The 16300-nt window shown below is 63.5% G+C and carries 13 protein-coding genes; 7 read left to right on the top strand and 6 right to left on the bottom strand.

The features are described from left to right. Positions 1–51 precede the first annotated feature (51 nt). Positions 52–1266, top strand: a complete 1215-nt coding sequence (locus tag NKH17_RS07865) for a serine hydrolase domain-containing protein (RefSeq protein ID WP_352970518.1) — start codon at positions 52–54, stop codon at positions 1264–1266. Positions 1267–1330: 64 nt separating this feature from the next. Here NKH17_RS07865 and NKH17_RS07860 read toward each other — a convergent pair whose 3' ends face one another. Together NKH17_RS07860 and NKH17_RS07855 are read right to left on the bottom strand one after the other, a co-directional pair. Then, the gene (locus NKH17_RS07860; RefSeq protein WP_352897187.1) at positions 1331–2134 is read right to left on the bottom strand and encodes a creatininase family protein; all 804 of its coding nucleotides are present in this window, start codon (positions 2132–2134) and stop codon (positions 1331–1333) included. A gap of 222 nt (positions 2135–2356) precedes the next feature. Then, the gene (locus NKH17_RS07855; RefSeq protein WP_254818141.1) at positions 2357–2740 is read right to left on the bottom strand and encodes a RidA family protein; all 384 of its coding nucleotides are present in this window, start codon (positions 2738–2740) and stop codon (positions 2357–2359) included. Between the two features lie 381 nt (positions 2741–3121). Between NKH17_RS07855 and NKH17_RS07850 the strand changes: the two genes are divergently transcribed. The 6 genes from NKH17_RS07850 (at position 3122) to NKH17_RS07825 (ending at position 9265) form a co-directional block, all read left to right on the top strand. Then, entirely contained in the window at positions 3122–4126 is a 1005-nt protein-coding gene (locus tag NKH17_RS07850; protein ID WP_254818142.1) for an ABC transporter substrate-binding protein, read from the top strand. A 3-nt stretch (positions 4127–4129) separates the two neighbouring features. Next, positions 4130–4972 (top strand): ABC transporter ATP-binding protein, encoded by an 843-nt coding sequence (locus tag NKH17_RS07845; RefSeq protein WP_352505726.1) that lies wholly within the window; start codon positions 4130–4132, stop codon positions 4970–4972. Beyond that, positions 4959–5810, top strand: a complete 852-nt coding sequence (locus NKH17_RS07840; protein ID WP_254818144.1) for an ABC transporter permease — start codon at positions 4959–4961, stop codon at positions 5808–5810. Before NKH17_RS07845 ends, NKH17_RS07840 begins: the two co-directional genes overlap by 14 nt. A gap of 178 nt (positions 5811–5988) precedes the next feature. Further along, positions 5989–7290, top strand: coding sequence for a cytosine deaminase (locus NKH17_RS07835; RefSeq protein WP_352897190.1), 1302 nt, complete (start codon positions 5989–5991; stop codon positions 7288–7290). Continuing rightward, positions 7287–8687 carry an FAD-binding oxidoreductase gene (locus NKH17_RS07830; RefSeq protein ID WP_502894201.1) on the top strand — a complete coding sequence of 467 codons (1401 nt, stop codon included), beginning with the start codon at positions 7287–7289 and terminating at the stop codon, positions 8685–8687. The genes NKH17_RS07835 and NKH17_RS07830 overlap by 4 nt, the downstream gene beginning before the upstream one ends. Next, positions 8684–9265, top strand: coding sequence for an NAD(P)H-dependent oxidoreductase (locus NKH17_RS07825; protein ID WP_352897192.1), 582 nt, complete (start codon positions 8684–8686; stop codon positions 9263–9265). The genes NKH17_RS07830 and NKH17_RS07825 overlap by 4 nt, the downstream gene beginning before the upstream one ends. Positions 9266–9271: 6 nt before the next feature. Here the strand turns inward: NKH17_RS07825 and NKH17_RS07820 are convergent, their stop codons facing one another. From NKH17_RS07820 to NKH17_RS07805, 4 genes are read right to left on the bottom strand one after another with little or no spacing between them, the layout of a single operon-like run. Next, positions 9272–11746 carry a GcvT family protein gene (locus NKH17_RS07820; protein WP_352897194.1) on the bottom strand — a complete coding sequence of 825 codons (2475 nt, stop codon included), beginning with the start codon at positions 11744–11746 and terminating at the stop codon, positions 9272–9274. Next, entirely contained in the window at positions 11743–12924 is a 1182-nt protein-coding gene (locus NKH17_RS07815; RefSeq protein WP_352897195.1) for a pyridoxal phosphate-dependent aminotransferase, read from the bottom strand. Before NKH17_RS07815 ends, NKH17_RS07820 begins: the two co-directional genes overlap by 4 nt. After that, positions 12924–13823 carry a homocysteine S-methyltransferase family protein gene (locus NKH17_RS07810; RefSeq protein ID WP_352897197.1) on the bottom strand — a complete coding sequence of 300 codons (900 nt, stop codon included), beginning with the start codon at positions 13821–13823 and terminating at the stop codon, positions 12924–12926. Before NKH17_RS07810 ends, NKH17_RS07815 begins: the two co-directional genes overlap by 1 nt. Continuing rightward, positions 13820–16273 (bottom strand): GcvT family protein, encoded by a 2454-nt coding sequence (locus NKH17_RS07805; protein WP_352897199.1) that lies wholly within the window; start codon positions 16271–16273, stop codon positions 13820–13822. Before NKH17_RS07805 ends, NKH17_RS07810 begins: the two co-directional genes overlap by 4 nt. Positions 16274–16300 lie beyond the last annotated feature (27 nt).

The raw sequence follows: 16300 nt of genomic DNA, 5'->3' as shown, positions 1-16300 counted from the left end.
ACAAGTTCCAGGGAAAGTGCGCAGGAGTTCTAGGACACGGCCAAGGGGCGAATGATGTTCGGGAGAATTTTGGCAATCGTTGTCGGCGTGGTCTGCGCGACAGGCAGCGCCATGGCCGCCTCCATGCCGGCTCTCAAGTCGATCGACCTGGCAGCGCTCCAAGCCACTGTCGAGGGTTTGGCCAAGGAACTTATGCTGCCCGGTGCTATGGTTTTGCTCAAGACTCCGCGGGGCAACCTCGTCTTCGGCTACGGTACGACTGAACTGGGTGCCACGAACCCGCCGCGCGCCGATACCCACTTCCGTGCGGCCTCGAACACCAAGACGATGACCGCCGCTGTTATCGTGCAACTGGTGCAGGAAGGGAAACTGAGCTTTGCCGATCTGATCTCGAAATACGTCCAGCGCGTTCCCAACGGCGACGAGATAACCATTCGGCAGCTCATAACAATGCGGAGCGGCCTCCCTAACTTCACAAATGCGCCGGAACTTGCCGAAAGCCTGGACAAGTATCCTTACAGGGTATGGACCGCCGATGAAGTACTCGGCATGGCGTTCAAACGGCCGCCGGACTTCGCGCCGGGTGCCGAATTCGAGTACAACAACACCAACTACTATCTGCTCGGCCTTGTTGCCGAGAAGATCGACGGCAAGCCGCTCTCGACCATCTTCCGGGACCGCCTGTTCGGGCCGCTCGGCATGAAGAACACGGCGTTGCCGCCGAGCACGTCGAACGCCATCCCCGAGCCATACTCAAACGGTTACCTCTACGGCAGTACTTCGTACGCCCTGGCTGATGCGCCCTATCCGGACGACCTCCAGGCTGCGGCCAGGGCCGGAACGCTCAAGCCCAACGACGACACATGGCAGAACCCGTCCGCCTACTTTGCGGCTGGCGGAGTCATCTCCACCGCCGATGACCTCGCGACCTGGATGCGCGCACTGGTCGGGGGCAAGCTCTTCAATGCCGACTTCCAGCGGCAGTGGCTTGCAAGCCCTGTGGCGCCGGAGCCGGGCGAACACGCCATGCAAAAATACGGCTATGGCATCCTAACGCTGACCTTCGGGCCTAACGAAATCTACTATCACGAAGGCGAGATGCCCGGTTACCAGTCCTTCATGGGCTACGATCCGGCCAATGACGTCACCCTGGTCATATGGACCAACCTGACTCTCGCGCTCGACGGCCAGGCGACCGCCAACACCTTGATGGTGAAGATACTGGACGAAATCTACACGGTGTCGCCGCTTCAAGAGGGGAAGTGAGGATCCTCGCGCGCGAATGGAATCGCCCCTCGTGAGCGAGGCCTAAGCTGGTGGGATCAAACACCTACGCCAGCCAATCCGCCAGCTTGGCCTTGCGCATGTCCCTAACCAAGCCGATGAAGCCGTCGGCCTGATGTTCGGCGGTGAGCTGGCCTTTTTCGGCGGTGGCAATGCTGGCGTCGCCGACCACGCCATTCGGGTTGAGATCGCTGGCGATCCAGGCGAAGGCGTGCGTTCCGGTGTGGCGCAGCAGCGAAAATTCCTTTTCGGCGCGGGCAACCTTGGACACGAAATTGTCGGCCTTGGCCATATCGACGAGGTCGGACCGGAAATGCAGCATCAGCGAGGTCTCGACGTCGCCGCCATGAATGCCGTGGCGGTCTTCGAGATCGGTGTACATACCGGCCGGCCGGCCAAAGCGCTGCCAGCTGGTCTTTACCGCGAGCATCTTTGCCCGCACACGCAATTCGCGGGTGACGATGCCCATGATCTCTTCATTGCCGCCATGCGAGTTGACGACAATCAGTTTTCGGACGCCGGCGCGCGCGACCGACAGGCCGAGTTCGGTCCATGCCTCGACCAAGGTCGTCGCCGGCAGGGTGAGGGTGCCGGGCGCATGCAGGTGCTCGTTCGACTTGCCTACCGCCTGCACCGGCAGGATGCGGATGTCGAGATCGCCGGGCAGGCGGGCGATCACCGTTTCCAGCATACCGTTCATGATCGAGGTGTCGGTCGAAACCGGCAGATGCGGCCCGTGCTGCTCGATCGCTGCCAGCGGCAGAACGGCAATGGTCGCCTCAGGATCGATGGTCGCGTATTCGGTGGTCCGGTAGTCACCCCACCATACGCGCTTTTTTGTTCCGGCCATTTTGAACCTCGAAGAGACTGAATGGGCGTTTGCGCTGCCCCTCACCCTTAGCCTCTCCCCGTGAAGGACGGGGGAGAGGGGGATCGCCAGCGTTCCGGCTCGCTCTTCTCCCCGTCACTACACGGGGAGAAGGTGCCGGCTGGCGGATGAGGGGCAGCGCCAACCTTTGTCGTGTAACTTGAGATCATCGGCCTGTCGATTCCAGCCGCTGGCCAGCGCTGCTCAACCCGCCGCGATGACCTCGATCTCGACCTTGAATTCCGGCCGGGCAAAACCTGAAACGATCATCAGCGTCGAGGCCGGCGCAGGGCTGGCGAACAGCCGGTCGCGAACCTCCATATAGGGGCGCAGGAAGGCGCGGTCGGTGACGTAGGCGTTGATGCGGACGATGTCGGACAGGCTGAGCCCGGCCTCGCGGAGAATCGCCGATATGTTCTGGAAACAGAGCTCAGCCTGTGCGCCGGCCTCTTCCGGGATCTGGTCGTCCGCGGTGATCGCGACCTGGCCCGAACACAGCACCAGCCGCTTGCCGGGCGGCAGCTCGACGCCGTGGCTGTAGCGGGCGAAGGGCGGCTTGATCGACTTCGGCGTGAGAAATTTGAACATGGCAATCTCCGTTCACGGCAGCCTATCGCATCGGCCCGAAAATCGAGATCGATTTTCGGAAAGCACGATGCGACAGGATACGAAGTTTTAGAGCATACTTTGTGCGTCCAAGTGGACGCACGTCGCTCTAATGCGGGATCGATGCGGGCATCAAGATGGCGGTGCATGTCACGAGGGCGATTGTGGACAGGCGATCAAAAAATAGGCACGATGCCTTTCGTACAGCATGACCCGTCCGGCCTTCGCGCCGCCATTGCACAGGCGGGCATTGCACAAGCGGGCGGTCCCGGCGTAACGCGCCGGTGGCATGTGTCTTGCTTCTTGAAACAATGGTGTCGAGCCCGCCGCGTGACGCGCCGGAGCGAACAAAGGGTGGTGTGGATGTACGGAAGACTGAAGATTTCGGCCGGCGCGATCGTGCTGCTTGGCGCAGGCACGCTTGCTGCGGCAGCGAACGAAAAAGTCACCTTCGGCACCAATTGGCTGGCCGAGCCGGAGCATGGCGGTTACTACCAGGCGGTGGCAGATGGCACCTATGCGGCCTGCGGCATCGACGTGACGATCATGCAGGGCGGCCCACAGGTCAGCGGCCGGCCGCTGCTGCTGGCCGGCAAGATCGATTTCTACATGGGCGGCAATTTGCTGTCGGCCTTCGATGCCGTGCAGCAAGGCATACCGATGCGCGTCGTCGCCGCCGACTTCCAGAAGGACCCGCAGGTCATCATGTCCCATCCCGGCCAGGGGCTGGACAAATGGGAAGACCTGAAGAACGCCGACCAGTACATCCTCGGCGACGAAGGTGCGCAGACCTTCTTCCAGTGGATGGTCACCGACCTTGGCTTCGATGCCGCCAAGCGCGTGCCATACACCTTCAACCCTGCGCCGTTCATCGCCAACAAGAAGTCGATCCAGCAGGGTTACGTCACCTCGGAGCCATTCGCCGTTCAGAAGCAGGGCGGTTTCACGCCGAACCAGTTCCTGCTGGCCGACTATGGCTGGGACACATATGCAACGACGGTCGAGACCATGCAGGAGACGATCGACAAGCGGCCCGAGGTGGTCCAGTGCTTCGTCGATGGCTCGGCCAAGGGCTGGTACAATTATCTCTACGGCGACAACAAGGCCGCCAACGAAATGATCAAGAAGGAAAATCCGGACATGACGGATGAGCAGATCGCCTTCTCGATCGAGCAGTTGAAGAAGTTCGGCGTGGTCGATTCCGGCGACAGCGAAAAGCTCGGCATCGGCGCCATGACCGACGCGCGCATCCAGAGTTTTTACGACAAGATGGTCAAGGCCAAGGTCGCGCCGGCGGGCATCGACATCAAGAAGGCCTACACGCTTTCCTTCGTCAACAAGGGCGTCGGGCTCGACCTGAAGAAGTAGACCGTGAAGCTGGAGAAAGTGGCGCAACAGCCAGGAAGTGTACCGGGGCCGACGCTGTTGGCGCTGCGTGGCGTCGGCAAGGTTTTTTCCAACGGCGTCACCGCGCTCAGCAATGTCGAGCTGACGATCCGGGAAGGCGACTTCCTCAGCCTGCTCGGCCCGTCCGGCTGCGGCAAATCGACGGCGCTGCGGCTGATTGCCGGCCTGTCGACGCCGACCTCGGGCCTGCTCGACTGGCGCGGCAGCGGCGCCCGCGATCGTTCGAATATCGGCGACCGCTCGAATATCGGCTTCGTCTTCCAGGAGCCGACGCTGCTGCCCTGGGCCGACGTCTTCGACAATGTCTGGCTGCCGCTGCGGCTGAAGGGCGTGTCGCGGGCCAAGGCGGCACCGACGGTGATGGAGATGCTGGCACGGGTTCACCTGACCGGCTTCGAGAAGGCGGTGCCGCGCGAACTGTCGGGCGGCATGAAGATGCGCGTCTCGATCGCCCGCGCCATGGTGACCAAGCCGCGGATTCTGTTGATGGACGAGCCGTTCGCGGCACTCGACGAGATCACCCGCTTCAAGCTCAACAATGACCTTCTGGAGCTATGGCAGGATGAGCATTTCACCGTCGTTTTCGTCACCCACAGCGTCTTCGAAAGCGTTTTCCTCTCCAACCGCGTCGTCGTCATGGCGGCGCGGCCGGGCCGAGTGTTCGCGGAGCTTGCCGTCGACGCGCCCTATCCGCGCGACGAGGCGTTTCGCACCTCGCCCGACTATGCCGCGCTCTGCCGCCAGGCATCCGACGTGCTGATCGGCGCCATCAACTCAACTGCCGGACCGCATCATGACGGCCATTGAAGAACCAGTCCTGGCGCTCGACCCGGAGGAGGCGCGCCGCGTCCGCCAGGAGCGCTTCGAGCGCATCGGCAGATGGCTGCTGCCGCTGGCCATCATGATCTTGGCGATCTGGCTGTGGGACCGTGTCTGCGTCTGGAACGACATCCCGAAATACATCCTGCCGCGTCCCGGCGTGGTGCTGCAGACGTTGCATGACGATGCCGGGCTGCTGTTCTCCTCGCTGCTCGTGACACTCAGGATCACCTTCTTGAGCCTGCTTCTCGCCGTCATCGGCGGCGTCGGGCTGGCGGTGCTGTTCGCTCAGTCGAAATGGGTGGAGATGTCGTTCTTTCCGTTCGCCATCGTGCTGCAGGTGACGCCGATCGTCGCGATCTTTCCGCTGATCAACATCTATGTCGACAACCAGACGACAAAGCTTTTGCTTTGCGCCTGGATCGTCGCCTTCTTCCCAATCCTTTCCAACACCACGCTCGGCCTCAATTCGGTCGACCGCAATCTGCGCGACATGTTCAAGCTCAACGGTGCGACCCGCTGGCAGCAATTGCGCTATCTGCGGCTGCCGGCGGCGATGCCTTATTTCCTCGGCGGGCTGAAGATCGCCGGCGGGCTGTCGCTGATCGGCGCGGTGGTGGCCGAGTTCGTCGCCGGCGCCACCGGCCAGTCGTCCGGCCTCGCCTCGCGCATCATCGAGGCCGGCTACCGGCTCAACGCGCCAAGGCTGTTCGCGGCGCTGATCCTGATCTCGCTGACCGGCATCCTGATCTTCCTGGTGCTGTCGCTGGTCTCGCATCTCATTTTGCGGCGCTGGCACGAGAGCGCGCTGAGGCAGGAGCGGTAGGCATGGTCGGCGCCGTTACCCCCCTCTGTCCTGCCGGACATCTCCCCCTCAAGGGGGGAGATCGGCTGCATGTTTTGTTTTCGCTAATCTCGGACGCGGCAAAGGAAGCGCCCCGGTTGAAGCTGCCGATCTCCCCCCTTGAGGGGGAGATGTCCGGCAGGACAGAGGGGAGTGCGGCTTGATACCAGCCTCTGGTCCTTATCATCTTGCTAACGTTCGTGTTCATCAGTCGCTGACGCCAGGACTTGCCGCAGCATTCGATGCCGACGGCTTTGCGCTTACGGATATCGCCGTCGCCAATGGAAAAATCTCCAGCATTGCAGCACATCAGCGATCCAACACGCCAGCAGGCGCCACCGATCTCGGCGGCCGGATCGTCTTGCCCTGCTTCGTCGACTGCCACACCCATATCGACAAGGGCCATATCTGGCCTCGAAAGCCCAACCCGGACGGCACCTTCATGGGCGCGCTGAACGCAACGGGCGCCGATCGGGCGGCGCGCTGGAGCGCCGACGACGTTGCCCGCCGCATGGATTTTTCGCTGCGCTCGGCCTATGCGCATGGTACCAGGGCGCTGCGCACGCATCTCGACAGCGTTGCGCCGCAGGAAGAGATCTCCTGGCCGGTGTTCGAGACGATGCGGGATGAATGGCGCGGCCGCATCGAGCTGCAGGCGGCCTGCCTGCTCGGCATCGAGGGCGTGCGCGACAGGAAATGGTTCGAGAGGCTGGCCAAGCGTGTGGCTGCGGCCAACGGCGTGCTCGGCGTCGTCACCTATATGGTGCCGGATCTCGAAGAACTGCTCGACCAGGTATTTGCGCAGGCGATCAAGCACGGCCTCGACCTCGATTTCCATGCCGACGAGACCGACGATATCGCGGCGATCTCGCTGAAGAAAATCGCCGAAGCCGCCCTTTGGAACGGTTTCGAGGGAAACATCCTGGTCGGCCATTGCTGCTCGCTGGCGCGCCAGCCCGATCTCGACGTGCTCGACACGCTGGACAAGGTCGCCAAGGCCGGTCTGGCGGTGGTGTCGCTGCCGATGTGCAATCTCTATCTGCAGGACCGGCGCGGCGACAACACCACGCCGCGCTGGCGCGGGGTGACGTTGCTGCACGAGATGAAGGCGCGCGGCATTGCCGTGGCCGTCGCCTCCGACAATACGCGCGACCCGTTCTACGCCTATGGCGATCTCGACATGCTTGAGGTTTACCGGATGGCGACGCGCATCCTGCATCTCGACCATCCCGTCGCCGACTGGCCGAAAGCGGTGACTTCGACGCCGGCCAAGGTGATGCGGCTCGACGGTTTCGGCACGCTTGCCGCCGGAGCGCCGGCCGATTTCGTCGTCTTCAAGGGGCGGAGCTGGACGGAATTGCTGTCACGGCCCGAATCGGATCGCATCGTTGTACGCGACGGCCTGGCGATCGAGCGCCAGTTGCCGGATTATGCCGAACTCGATGATCTGATGGTGGAATGATGGATATTGCGGCGCTCAAGCGCGACCTGCACGGTTTGAAGATCGACGACCATCCGGCGATCGTCCAGCAGAAGAGCCGCGACTTCTACTGGTACAGCCCGGTGCTGAAGCAGCAGCTCGATCACGTCACCGGCGACCTGATCGTGACGCCGAAAACCGAAGACGAGGTCGTCCGCATTCTCGCCGCCTGTCACCGGCATGGCGTGCCGGTGACGCCGCGCGGCAGCGGCACCGGGAACTACGGCCAAGCGATGCCCTTGTCCGGCGGCGTCGTGCTCAATCTCGCCGAGATGAACGCGGTCAAGACGATCGCCCCCGGCCGTGTGGTCACTGGTCCCGGCGCCGTGCTCGCCGACATCGACAGAGCGACGCGGGCGCATTCCGGCCAGGAGCTCCGCATGTCGCCGTCGACCTACAACACGGCATCGATCGGCGGCTTCGTCGCCGGCGGCTCCGGCGGGATCGGCTCGATCCGCTGGGGCGGACTGCGCGATCTCGGCAATGTCATCCGACTGAGGACCGTGACGATGGAGGCTGAGCCGCGTGTCATGGAGCTCACCGGCGAGGACGTGCTGAAGGTGATGCATGCCTACGGCACCAACGGCATCATCACCGAAGTCGAGATGCCGCTGACCGCCAGCTATGACTGGATCGACGTCATCGTCGGCTTCGACGATTTCATGGATGCGGCCGGCTTCGGCAACGACCTCGCCATCCAGGACGGCATACTGGCGAAACTGATCACGCCGATCGCAGCACCGATCCCCTACGATTATTTCAAGCGCCACCAGCGGTTTTTCCGGCGCGGCCAAAGCATCGTCGTCCTGATGATCGCACCGCATGCGATGGATGCCTTCCTTGCCTTCACGGCGCGCAGCAAGGGCGAGATTGTCTTCCGGGCCGACAAGGAGGCCGATCTCAAAGGGTTGCCGCCGGCCTATGAGCTGACCTGGAACCACACGACGCTGCGTGCCATCCGGGTCGATCCGACAATCACCTACCTGCAGACCCGCTACCCTTCGCCGGACCACCTCGGCCACGTCAAGGCGATGGTCGATCGCTTCGGCGACGAGGTGCCGGCGCATCTCGAATTCATCCGCTTCGACGGCGCCATCGGCATCGCAGGGCTCCCGCTGGTGCGCTTCACCACGGCGGAGCGGCTCGACGAGATCATCCGCATCCACGAGGACAATGGCTGCTGGATATTCAACCCGCACCGCTACACGCTGGAAGAAGGCGGCATGAAGCGCACCGACGAGGTGCAGCTCGCCTTCAAGCGCGAAACCGACCCGCAAGGGTTGCTCAATCCGGGCAAGATGATCGCCTGGGAAAATCCGGACTATGATTATCGCTCGGGCAAGTCGTTCCTGTTCAAGGGGCTGGAGAACGCGGGTTGAACGTCCTCGTCCTCTACGCTCATCCGGTGGAGACCAGCTTCAATGCCGGCCTGCACCGGACCATCGTCGAGCGCCTGAAGGCGGCCGGCAATGTGGTCGACGACTGTGACCTCTATGCCGAGAATTTCGATCCCAGGCTGACGCGCGCCGAACGGATGTCCTATCACGACGAACGCAGCGACGGCGATCCGGCGTCGCCTTATGTCGAGCGCTTGCTGCGGGCCGAGGCGCTGGTGCTGTCGTTTCCGGTGTGGAACTTCGGCTATCCGGCCATTCTGAAAGGCTTTTTCGATCGCGTCTTCCTGCCCGGTGTGTCGTTCAAGCTGGTCGCCGGCAAGGTGCAGCCGTCACTGCACAATATTCGCAAGGTGGTCGCGGTCACGACCTATGGCGGCAGCCGGTTCCGAGCCATGCTGATGGGTGACCCGCCGCGCAAGCTGGTCAATCGGGTGCTGCGTGCGACGATCAAGCCCGGCGGGTCGGTTTCCTACCTTGCGCATTACTCGATGAACCTGTCGACCGACGGCAGTCGGACGAGGTTCGTGGCGAAAGTCGCGGCCAGGATGGACGCGTTATGAGGTGCGCTACATCCGCACCCGTTCCGCCTTCGGATCGTACATCGGCTTAAGCGACGCCTCCGCCGCAAAGCGCTCGCCGGCGATCTCGATCTCGTAGGACGACGACAGGACATCCGCCTCGCTCTCGCCCTTGCAAGGCACGTAACCAAGCCCGATGGCGCCGCCGAGATGATGGCCGTAATTGCCCGAGGTGATCGGACCGACGATCCTGCCGTCGCGCAGGATCGCCTCGTTGTGGAAGAGCAGCGGCTCGATGTCGTTCAGGCAGAACTGCACCAGCCGGCGTGACAGGCCGGTTTCTTTCTTCTTCAGCACAGCATCGCGACCGAGGAAGTCTCCCTTGGCCGTCTTCACGGCAAAGCCGAGGCCGGCCTCCAGCACATTGTCTTCGTCGGTGATGTCGTGGCCGAAATGCCTGAAGGCCTTTTCGATGCGGCAGGAATCCAGTGTGTGCAGGCCGCATAGCTTCAGGCCGACGTCGGCGCCGGCTTCTTCTATCGCCTCGAAGACGTGGGCGGCCTGGTCGGTCGAGACATAAAGCTCCCAGCCGAGCTCGCCGACATAGGTGACGCGGTGGGCGCGGGCCAGCCCCATGCCGATTTCGATCTCCTGAAACGTCCCGAACGGGTTGTTTTCGTTTGAAAAATCGTTGGGGCTCACCCTTTGAATCAGCTTTCTCGCATCCGGGCCCATCAGGCAGAGCACGGCTTCGGCAGCGGTCACATCGGTGATGACGACGAACTCGTCGGCAAGGTGTTTTCGCAGCCAGGCTAAATCGCGCTGCAGCGTCGCACCGGGCACGACGAGGAAGAAGGCTGTTTCAGACAGCCGTGAGACGGTGAGGTCGCTCTCGATGCCACCGCGCTGGTTGAGCATCTGGGTATAGACGATCTTGCCCGGCGCCACATCCATGTCGTTGGCGCAGAGCCTTTGCAGGAAGGCGCAGGCGTCGCGACCTTCGACGCGGATCTTGCCGAACGAGGTCACGTCGAACAGGCCGACGCCGTTCCTGACCGCCAGATGCTCCTCACGCTGGTTGTCGAACCAGTTCTGCCGTTTCCAGGAATAGCGGTATTCGCGCTCCTGGCCGGGCCTAGCGAACCAGTTGGCGCGCTCCCAGCCGGCGACCTCGCCGAACACCGCACCGCGCGCCTTCAGATGCTCATGCAGCGGTGAGCGCCTTATGTTGCGCGAAGTCGCCATCTGCCGGTAGGGGAAATGATCGGCGTAGAGCAGGCCGAGCGTTTCGGAAACGCGCTCCTTAAGATAACGGCGGTTCTTCTGGAACGGCTGGGCGCGGCGGATGTCGACCTCCCAGAGATCGAAAGGCGCCTCGCCGTCATTGATCCATTGCGCCAGCGCCATGCCGGCGCCACCGGAGGAGACGATGCCGATCGAATTGTAGCCGGTCGCCATCCAGTAGCCGGAAAGCTCCGGCGCCTCGCCGAGATAGTAGCGATCGTCGGGCGTGAAGCTTTCGGGGCCGTTGAAGAAGGTGTGGATGCCGGCGGTGGCCAGCATCGGCATGCGGTTGACGCCCATTTCGAGGATCGGCTCGAAATGATCCATGTCCGCGGGCAACTGGTCGAAGCAGAAATCCTCGCTTATGCCGTTCATGCCCCACGGTTTGGCTACCGGTTCGAAAGCGCCGAGCATCATCTTGCCGGCATCTTCCTTGTAGTAGGCGCACTCGTCCGGGACGCGCAGCACCGGCAGGCGGGAAAGCCCGGGGATCGGTTCCGTTACGAGATAGAAATGTTCGCAGGCGTGCAACGGGATGGTGACGCCGTTCTGGGCGCCAAGTTCGCGTGCCCACATGCCGGCGCAGTTGACGACGATGTCGGTATCGATCGTGCCTTGCTCGCCGCCCTGCGCCCAGGACACCCCGGTGACGCGGCCGGCCCTGGTATGGACCTTGGTCACCTTCACATTCTCGACGATCGTCGCACCGCGCTGGCGCGCGCCCTTGGCCAAGGCCATGGCGATGTTGGCGGGGTCGCACTGGCCGTCGAGCGGCAGATGCACGGCGCCGACCACATCGGATACATTGAGATGCGGGTACATCTGCTTGACTTCACCTGGCGAAATCTCGCGCACGTCGACATCGAAGGCGCGGGCGAGAGACGCCTGCCGATAGATCTCGTGCTTGCGCTCCTCGGTCAGCGCCACGGTGATCGAGCCGACCTGGCGCATGCCGGTGCCGACATCGGTCTCGGCCTCGAGCTTGACGTAGAGGTCGGCCGAATATTTCGCCAGCCGCGTCATGTTCTGCGAGCCGCGCAATTGGCCGATCAGGCCGGCAGCGTGCCATGTCGTGCCTGACGTCAGCTGCTTGCGCTCGAGCAGCACGATATCGGTCCAGCCGAGTCTGGCCAGATGATAGGCGACCGAGCAACCGGAGACGCCGCCGCCGATGATGACCGCCCTTGCTTTGGGAGGAATGGCCTTGGTCGGAATGGTTTTGGTGGGCGGGGCGCTCATGCGGCCTCAGGGCGATAGCTGGATGCGAAGCGGCGCAGGCGTGTGGCAGCCTCCATCAGCACCGGCTCAGGCTGGCAGAGGCTGAAGCGGATGTGGCCTGCTGCGGCCGCGCCGAAGCTCGAGCCGGGCATGACGCCGACCTTCTCCTGGTCGAGGAAAGCCCAGGCGAATTTTTCGTCGTCCGGCTCGATCGCCGATATGTCGAGCATCACATACATGCCGCCTTCGGAGCCGCGCACGGTGACGTTGTTCATACCGCGCATGGCATCGAGAACGACGGCGCGCCTCGCGGCATAGCGCTCGGCGATCTCCTCGACGCCGTAGCCGTTTTCGAGCGCCTCGGCGCAGGCGAGGCTTATGAAGGCCGGCAGGCCGTAGGTCATCACCAGATTGAGGTCGGTCAGCAGCGAGATCATCTCCTCGGGCCCGGTCAGCCAGCCCATGCGCCAGCCGGTCATGCCGTGGCTCTTGGACATCGAATTGATGACCAGCGTGCGTTCCGCCATGCCAGGCAGCGAGCGTGGTGAGACGTGCTCGCCGCCGCCCAGCGTCCAGTAGACCTCGTCCGACAGCAGCCAGAGGTCATGCTCGCGGCAGATCTGCGCCAACTCTTCCAGGCGCTCGCGCGAATAGACGGCGCCCGTGGGATTGTTCGGCGTGTTGATCAGGATGGCGCGGGTGTTCGGCCGAAGGGCGGCGCGGATGTCGGCGGCGCGCGGCTGAAAGCTGTCTTCGGCGGGGGTCTCGACGACGCTGAACTCGGCGCCCGCCGCACTGAAGGTATTCGGATAGGTGGCGTAATAGGGCGCAACGACGATGGCATGGTCGCCCTGGTCGAGAACCGCTTGAATGGCCGCGTAAAGCGCGGCCTGCCCGCCCGGCGTGGCGATGACCTGGTCGGGGCTGGTCGCAACCCCGGTGCACCACGTCGAGGCCGCCGCCATCGCCTTGCGCAGGCGTGGAACGCCGGCAAGCGGCGTGTAGTGGTGATTGCTGGCGCGGACGGCCGTCACGCAGGCTTCGATCGTCTCGCCCGGCGTGTCGAAATCGTGGTCGCCGACCGACAGCATGATGATGTCCTCGCCAGCCTGCTTGCGCGCCCAGGCAGCGGAATGAACCTCCCAGCCATCCTTGCCCGAAGGCACGATGCCGGAAATGCGCGATGATGGTCTGGGCATTATGCTACTCCCGACATTTCGTAGCCGGCTTGTTCGAGCCGGTCGCGCAGCGCGGCGATGTGGGCCGGTCCGACTTCGCAGCAGCCGCCGACGATGCCGGCGCCAGCCTCGACCCAGCCGATCGCCTGGCCGGCATAGGCATCCGGATCGAGGTCGTGGCGGGCGTGCAGCACTTCCACGGTGCCGCCATGCTTGAGTGCCTCGACCGAGGTGAAGCCGTTGGCATAGGCGCCGACCGGCCTGCCGAGGGCGATCAGTTCGGGGAGCGCTGCAGCGATCGCCTCGGGCCGGCAGCAATTGATCAGCCGGGCCGCGACGGGCAGGCCGTCGAGAGCGCTTGCCGCCGCCGCAATGGCTTCGCCGCTGCGCAGGCGCGGCGCGCCGTGGTCGGCGAGCGTCCAGGACACCCATACGGGCTTGCCGCTTTCCGATGCCGCGGTGACGGCGGCGCGCGCCTCTTCGGCCGACGCCATGGTTTCGCATAGAAACAGATCGACGCCGTCCGCCTGCTCGGCAACGATACGGCGATAGACGTCGAGCGTATCCTGGAAGGATATCGTCAGCGCTGGCGCATAGCTGCCGAACAGCGGCGACAGGCAGCCGGCGATCGCCGCGTCGCCGGCCTGGTCGCGTGCTTGCCTTGCCAGTTCTATGCCGAGCTTTTGCAACGGTTTGAACAGCTCTTCCGCGCCTTCGCGCGCCAGCCGCTCCGGCGTTGCGGAATAAGTGTTGATGGTGATGACGCGGGCGCCGGCGCGGATAAATTCGGCATGCAGGTCGCGCACCAGATCCGGTTCGTCGATGAGCACCCTGGCCGACCACAGCGGCGTCGGCTCGGAGCTGCTGCGGCGGACCAGCTCTTGGCCCACGCCGCCATCGGTGAGGATCACTTTCTTCATGCTCTGAGCCTCTCGTTGTTTGGATCCCATAACGGCTCATCTTCCTGCACGACCGCCCTGAAGCGTTCGCCGAAGATCTCGACCTCGACCGCCGTTCCCGGCTCGGTCAGGTCGGCGCGCAGCATGCCGAGCGCGATCGATTTGTCGATACGATGACCCCAGCCGCCGGACGTCGTCTCGCCGACGATCCGGCCGTCATGCCAAAGCGTCGACATGGTGGGTGCGTCGCAGTCGCCGGGGTTTTCGACGACAAGCGTGACGAAGCGCTTCTTGACGCCCTGCTGCTTCTCGTTCTGCAGCGCCGCCTTGCCGCGGAAGTCGGGCTTGTCCCATCTGACGAAGCGCTCCAGGCCGCCCTGCAGGATCGAATAGTCGGTCGACAGGTCGCCCTTCCAGGTGCGGTAACCTTTTTCGAGCCGCAGCGAATCCAGCGCGTACATGCCGAACGGTTTCAGGCCGTGCTTCCGGCCAGCTGCCCAGACGGTGTCGAAGATCGCTGCGGTATCATCGATCTTGCTGTGGATTTCCCAGCCGAGCTCGCCCGCGAAGGACACGCGCACCAGCTTTGCCCAACGTCCGGCGATACTGGTCTCCTGATGCGTCAGCCAGGGCAGGGTGAGGTCGGCCGCGCAGAGTTCGGCCAGGATTTTTCGCGAGTTGGGGCCGGCGAGGATCTGGGTAGAGTATTCCTCCGTCCGGTCGGTCAGCTTGAATGTGGCGTCCTTTGGGATGCGCGATTTCAGCCATTCGAAATCATGCCACTGAGCCACCGCGGCGGTGATCAGCGTCATCAGGTTCTCGTCGTGCCGGACCACCGACATTTCGGTGACGATGCGGCCCTTGTCGTCGGCAAAATAGACGAGGCCGATGCGGCCGGGTTTCGGCACCAGGCCTGTGACCTGGAGGCTGAGCCATTCGGCGGCACCTGGACCATCGAGATTGAAACGGGAAAAGCCCGGCAGGTCCAGAATGCCGGCGGCATCGCGGACGGCGAGGCATTCTTGGCGCACACGATGCTGCCACGGCCCGTCGCGACGGAAAGTCAGCGTGGCTTCTTCGGAGACGTCGTCACCGGGCTGCGCATACCAGGTGGCGCGTTCCCAGCCATTATAGGCATCGAACTGGGCGCCGAGTGCCTTGATGCGGCCGTGGAGCGGCGACAGCTTACGGTCGCGTCCGGCCGGCCAGGCATGGCGCGGGAACTGGATGGCGTATTCGTTGCCGTAGATTTCCATGCCCTTGGCAACGCAATAATCCGGAGCCGAGGCGAAGGCGGTGAAACGGCGCGGATCGCAGGACCACATATCCCATTCGGTCTGGCCCTCGGTCACCCATTCGGCCAGCACCTTGCCGGCGCCGCCGCCCTGGGCGATGCCGAAGGTGAAGACGCAGGCCTCGAAGGCGTTGGGCACGCCGGGCATCGGCCCTATCAGCGGGTTGCCGTCCGGCGCGTAGGGGATCGGCCCGTTGATGACCTTGGATAGGCCGGCGGTGCCGAGGATCGGCACGCGGGCGACAGCATCGGCCAGGTAATGTTCCAGCCGATCGAGATCGTCGGGAAACAGCTGGAACGAAAAGTCGTCGGGCATCGGGTCGTTGTGGCCGACCCAGTGGGCGCGGCAATTGCGCTCATAAGGGCCGAGATTCATGCCGTTCTTTTCCTGGCGCAGATAATAGGATGTATCGACGTCGCGCAGCAGCGGCAGCTTCTTGCCCTGTTCCTTCGACCACGCCGCCAGTTCGGGGATTTCCTCGAACAGGATATATTGATGGCTCATCACCATCATCGGCACCTCGCGGCCGAACATCCTGCCGATCTCGGCGGCGCGGTATCCGGCGGCGTTGACGACGATCTCGCAGCGGATCTCGCCTTGCGCCGTCTCGACCACCCACTCGTCGTTTTCTCGGCGCACGCCGGTGACCGGGCAGAAGCGGATGATCTTCGCGCCCATGTCGCGGGCACCTTTAGCCAGCGCCTGGGTCAATTGCGCCGGGTCGATGTCGCCGTCATTCGGATCGTAGAGCGCGCCTTTCAGCTCATGCGTCTCGATGAAGGGGTAACGACGCTTGATCTCGTCGAGCCCGACGATATCGATGTCCATGCCCTGGTAGCGGCCCATGCCCTTGGCGCGCTGGAATTCCTGCATGCGCTCCGGGCTATGGGCTAGCCTGAGCGAGCCGGTGACGTGGTAGTTCATGGGATAGCCGACCTCGTCGGCCAGCCGGCGATAGAGTTCGGTCGAATATCGCTGCATGTTCATCAGCGACCATGACGAGGAGAAAGTCGGCACGTTGCCGGCGGCATGCCAGGTCGAGCCGGAAGTCAGCTCGTTCTTCTCCAGAAGCACGCAGTCGATCCAGCCCGCTTTGGCGAGATGATAGAGCGAGGAGGCGCCGACGACACCGCCTCCGATGATCACAACGCGTGCCGTGGTCGGCAAACCGGCCATGTTCTTCTCCGACTATTTGTTTTGATG

This window comes from Mesorhizobium sp. M1334, assembly GCF_040317995.1.
Lineage (GTDB): Bacteria > Pseudomonadota > Alphaproteobacteria > Rhizobiales > Rhizobiaceae > Mesorhizobium.
Note: the sequence above shows the minus strand (reverse complement) of the source record. Positions and strands in the feature narration are given on the sequence as shown.